This window comes from Trichococcus sp., assembly GCF_049589555.1.
Lineage (GTDB): Bacteria > Bacillota > Bacilli > Lactobacillales > Aerococcaceae > Trichococcus.
Genome location: NZ_JBAWAZ010000369.1, coordinates 1 through 4909 on the forward strand (window position 1 = coordinate 1; position 4909 = coordinate 4909).

At 49.8% G+C, this 4909-nt stretch carries 5 protein-coding genes and 1 riboswitch; of the genes, 4 read left to right on the forward strand and 1 reads right to left on the reverse strand.

Translation table 11 applies throughout. From position 1 onward, the window contains the following. Positions 1-30 precede the first annotated feature (30 nt). Positions 31-1233, reverse strand: coding sequence for a cation:proton antiporter (locus tag WBV27_RS12805; protein WP_424202515.1), 1203 nt, complete (start codon positions 1231-1233; stop codon positions 31-33). A gap of 43 nt (positions 1234-1276) precedes the next feature. Further along, a riboswitch (Fluoride riboswitch) is annotated at positions 1277-1352 on the reverse strand. Between the two features lie 255 nt (positions 1353-1607). On the opposite strand from WBV27_RS12805, the gene WBV27_RS12810 reads away from it, so the two are divergent. The 4 genes from WBV27_RS12810 to WBV27_RS12825 form a co-directional block, all read left to right on the forward strand. Beyond that, positions 1608-2381: a hypothetical protein gene (locus tag WBV27_RS12810; protein WP_424202516.1), complete on the forward strand. Its 774-nt coding sequence runs from the start codon at positions 1608-1610 to the stop codon at positions 2379-2381. After that, positions 2378-2842 carry a hypothetical protein gene (locus tag WBV27_RS12815; protein ID WP_424202517.1) on the forward strand — a complete coding sequence of 155 codons (465 nt, stop codon included), beginning with the start codon at positions 2378-2380 and terminating at the stop codon, positions 2840-2842. Before WBV27_RS12810 ends, WBV27_RS12815 begins: the two co-directional genes overlap by 4 nt. 104 nt (positions 2843-2946) lie before the next feature. After that, complete coding sequence (locus tag WBV27_RS12820) at positions 2947-3612, forward strand: SIMPL domain-containing protein (protein ID WP_424202518.1); 666 nt, start codon at positions 2947-2949, stop codon at positions 3610-3612. Between the two features lie 220 nt (positions 3613-3832). Further along, on the forward strand, positions 3833-4909 hold a 1077-nt coding region (locus WBV27_RS12825), incomplete at its 3' end, for a Mur ligase family protein (RefSeq protein WP_424202519.1).

A 4909-nucleotide genomic window follows, 5' to 3' on the forward strand; every position in this document is an offset into this window, starting at 1 on the left:
GAGCTTATGCGCTTGAGGGCGTATCTTTTCTTAGTTTCTTGATGCGGCATCCTTCGTCAATAATGTTTTGTAAGTCCGATCAATGAAGGTGGCACCAATCGGCGCGGTCAAAATGATCGCTAAAACGGCGACGCTCAAAATGATGCTGCCGGCTTCGACTCCGGCGGCTAAAGGGATCGAACCGATAGCCGCTTGGACAGTGGCTTTCGGAGTGTACGCCATCGCGGAGAAAATGCGTTCTTTCGCATTCAGGTTTGTGCCTGAAACCGCCAGGAAGACCGCCACCATCCGGAAAATCAAAGAGCCGAAAATCAAGGCAACTGCCGCGAAACCGGCGCCACGCAAGGCTGTGATGTCGACAGCCGAGCCTACCAAAACAAACAGGAAGATTTCCGCCGCGGACCAGATTTTGGAGAATTTATTATTCAGACGTTTGGCCAATTCCGGGCGTCTTTTCAATAAAGTGGCTCCGACAGCCATGACGCCGAGCAACCCAGAGAAGGGAATGAATTTTTCCAAAGAGTCCTCCGTCGCCACCAACAGGAAACAAGTGCTCAAAACCAGCATGACTTTCATAGTGTCTCGGATATGGAACGACCGGAAAAGAAAAATGAGACCCAAGCCCACCAACAGACCCCCGAGCAGGCCCAACGCAATCGAAACCGGAACGGAAAGAAGGGTGATTGCCTGGAACCCGCTGCCGGTGTACATGCCCATGAACGAGGTAAACAGGACGATAACATAGACATCATCTACGGATGCGCCAGCCAGGATCATCTGCGGGATCCCTTTGGCCTTGCCGTAGCCGCTCTCGATCAGCATGATCATGCGCGGAACAACGACAGCAGGCGAAACGGCCCCAAGGACGGCCCCGAGGATAGCAGCCTCCAATAAAGTGATGCCCAACAATTTCGGCGCCAACAGGATGACCGCCAGAATCTCGAAGGTCGCCGGCAAAAAGGTCATCAGGACAGCAGGACGGCCGATCTTTTTGAGATCGCCCAAATCCACCGTCAGACCGGCGCGCACCAGAATGACGATCAAGGCGATTTTCCGGATATCCGCGGAAATCGCCAGTAATTCCGGCGCCATCAGATCCATTGCGTAAGGACCCAACAGGATACCGGTCAAAATCAAGCCCAACAAACCTGGCAGTTGGAGCCGGGTGAAGAGCGAACTGAGAAGAAAACCGAGGATAAGAATAAGAGCGATACTGAATATCAAAAGCTGCACCTCCAGATTGTTGCCACTAAAAAAGCCGATGACAGACTGCGCCTATTGCGCAGAAGTCATCAGCTTGTATAAGCGGTTTAAGCGATTTGCTAGGGGAGACATTCATTCCCTTGTTATAGATAGAATGATAGCATGTTTTCAGAAGGCAGACAAGGGGAATCAAAAACCGCTTCAGTATTTTGGAAGTACTTCCACTGCGAATTATCCTGAAAAGGCGGACCTTGTCAAAATTGCGATAATTCTCTAAAAATGATAGGATAAAAGCAAATAGATTGCATGATTGAAGGCCGCGTACTAGTGTTTGTGGGTTTGTGAAATTTCCAAGCCGGCCGTTCCGATAAGGTTTTCCATCAGAAAAATGTGAGGTGGCATGCGTGGACCAAGTTAACAGAGAGAAGATTGTGAGCGAACTGAAAAGCATTCCCGGATTGAAAGGCATCGTGGGTTACGGAGGTGGAGACAATATAACGGAATCAGCTATCCTGCTGTACCATGTCGCTGGAGGACTGACCAATCAGGAGCTGGAATATGTGGTCCGCCGGTTGGATGATATCGAGGTGCCCCTACATTACAGACTAAGGGAGATCGATTCTGTTGTGGATGCCATCTCTGATTGCCTCGACGGGAAGATTACGATCAAGCGCGAGAGCGGCCATCCTTTCGGAGTCGTGAACAGCAGCTATGCGGCTGAAATCCATTATGGCCGAATTCTCTGGGAATCGACAGATCATCCGATTAAGGCGCTGAAGGAAAAGCTTTCAGAGCAGGGCCTGTATCCGGAAAAACTGCGCCAAGCGACGATTGCCTATTTCATGAAGGAGGCGGCACTGTCACTCAAAAATGGCCATAGTGCCGCTATGCAAGGGGGCATCCACTACGCCAGCGGGAGTTTCTTCCAAGCTGCCTGTTCCTGGGTTCAGGTCATCCATGCATTGAACCGGCAGTTCCTCTTGAGCGAGAAGGGCGGCTTGAAGCGCGCGAACCAGTTGCCGATCAGCCCAAAACAATTCCGCGTGCGTGTGAACCAAGTTTACCGCTATTTCGCTGCGAACAATCCGACGCTGGCCTATTGCGAAATCGATATGCTGGAAAGTGAAATGAACGAATTGGTCGGATCTTTTGCGGAAGATGTGGAGGGATTTTTTTGAAATATTACGATGAGAATCAAAAGAAGGTTCGTTACAAATTCGGCTTTTACAGTTTGTTGATCATGACGGCGTTGCTTCTTGTTTATATATCTATGCCAGTTGATAGAGTTGGCGGGATTTCTTACCAAAATGCAATTATGATCATCATCATGACCACTGCCCTTTTCTTTTTGGTGAACGTTGTTTATCGGAATGCCTTTTTTGATCAATACACACGCCGACCTTTTTGGAGCAACGTTTTCTTTTTGGCGATGGCCGGGCTGCAGGCGCAGCAGGCTTATCAGCTGTATCAGCTGGGCATGGATCTCCCTGATCCGATCAATACGGTGGAATTTGTGATGCTGCACGGTCTGCAGGTAGCCTTGCACCTTTCGATCCCTTTAACGTATGGTGTGCGCAGGTTGGTTGATCGTTTGGCGGTAAAGGAACAGAATGGGAAAGAAACCGGACAGTCGTCTTAAACGACTGTTTTTTTGTAGTCAGGCCTTGATTTTTGCGAAACCGCTTTCCGAGTGCTAGTCTTAAGGAAAATGAAGCAGATCCATTCAAAAAGGGGATAACCAACATGGAAATTTCAAGAATGACCGTCAAAGGCAAAGGTTTCGCCAGCGCTGCACCTGATAGCATAGCCATTTCGCTGCAGTTGGAGGACATCAAGGACACGTACGAATTGGCGATGCAGCATGCCGCTTTGGCGCTTGAGCAAGTCCGGGAAACGTTGTTGCCGCTTGGATTCCCTAAGAAGGAAATCCGCTCCACACATTTCTCGATCGACAGCGCGTATGAACACCGAAACGACTTCCGCGGCGAAAACAAGCGCTATTTCCTCGGCTACCGCTACCGGAACGACTTGAAGGTCACCTTCGGAAACGACAGCAAGCGCCTTGGTGAAATTCTGTTGGCGCTGTCGGCCTGCGAAGCGGATCCGGAATTTTCGGTCTATTTTTTCCTGAAGGATCGGCATGCGGTCGAGCAGGCTTTGCTGGAGGATGCCGTGCGTGATGCCAAGGAGAAGGCGCAGATATTGGCTGCGGCGGGCGGTGTCATGCTCGGGAAAATTTTGGTGATCGATTACGATTGGGGTGAAATCGAAGTGCGTTCCCGCGTCTATGCGGCTTCATCTAAGATGGCCTACGACAGCGCCCCGATGATCGATCTCGAGCCCGAAGACATCAGCAACAGCGATACCGTGACGGTCGTGTGGGAAATCCTGAATGCGCAAAAGGCTTGAGGGCAATTATTCCGTACTAGATAAGGTATAGTTGAAATCCGAAGATTATCATAATATTTCCGCCCAACACAAAGAAATTCTGCAACATAACAGTACCGAAAAACGCCTTGATGGTTTATCCTATACAAAGCAAAGCGGGTTTCTTACAAAAATTCATAAAAACTTCGCATTTGATAAGTATACTGAAACCCGCTAGAAACATCATTAAAGGAGCAATTCCATGAAATTGAAAGAAATGCTGTCTGATTATCAGCTGGGAGAGCAGCCAAATTGGGATGGAGAACAAATAATCACCGGCATTACCGATAGTTCCAGGGACATCACGGATGGAATGGTATTTGTCGCCATCGCTGGCTTTGAACAGGATGGCCATGACTATATCCCGCATGCAATCGCACAAGGTGCCGCTTTGATCGTCGGCGAACACGATTGCCCAGAGGCATTACCGATTCCTTACCTAAAAGTCGCCAACAGTCGCCAAGCGCTGGGACAGTTGGCGGATAAATTTTATAAGCATCCTTCCGGAAGGAAACGCGTCATCGGCATAACCGGCACGAACGGAAAAACGACGACCGCTTTTTTCCTTAAGCATTTGCTGGAGCAACAAGGGTTTGGCGTTTCCCTGATCGGCACCATCTACAATGAAATCAACGGTATCCAATATCCGACGCCGAACACGACACCGAATGCCGAAAAGGTGCACGAGTTGATTGCGGCGTCAAAGGATGACTTTGTCGTCATCGAAGTCTCTTCGCATGGCCTGACGCAATACCGTCTGGAGGGTGTCGCATTCGACTACGCCCTGTTCATGAACCTGCAGCACGACCATTTGGATTACCACAAAACAATGGAGGCTTATTTCGAAGCCAAGGCGTTACTGTTCGACAAGCTGAAGCCGGATGGAAAAGCGGTCGTCAATACCGATGATGCCTGGGGTATGAAACTGGCGCAGCGTTTGATCGCCAAGGGGACTGCGGTCATCACTGTGGGCCATCAGGACGATGCCGTACTTTCCATCAAAAAGATGACGAATCATGAGGTCACTTTGGACGTTTCTGACGAGACGTTAGTTTTGGATCCGCATATGCCCGGTGAACACAATCTCTATGATATTACGCTGGCGAGTGCGGTGATTCAGGATCTCAGCTATCCGTTGGCGGATGTTACGGAACAGATGCATTCCTTTGCGGGCGTGCCGGGGCGTTATGAAATCGTCCATCTGAAAAACGGGGTCCACTGTGTCGTCGATTACGCGCATACGCCGGAAGCGGTCAGTTCGATTCTGACATCGATGCAT

Coding starts and splice junctions, on each gene's coding strand:
- WBV27_RS12820 (WP_424202518.1), top strand. CDS start 2,947: ATGGAAATTTCAAGAATGACCGTCAAAGGCAAAGGTTTCGCCAGCGCT.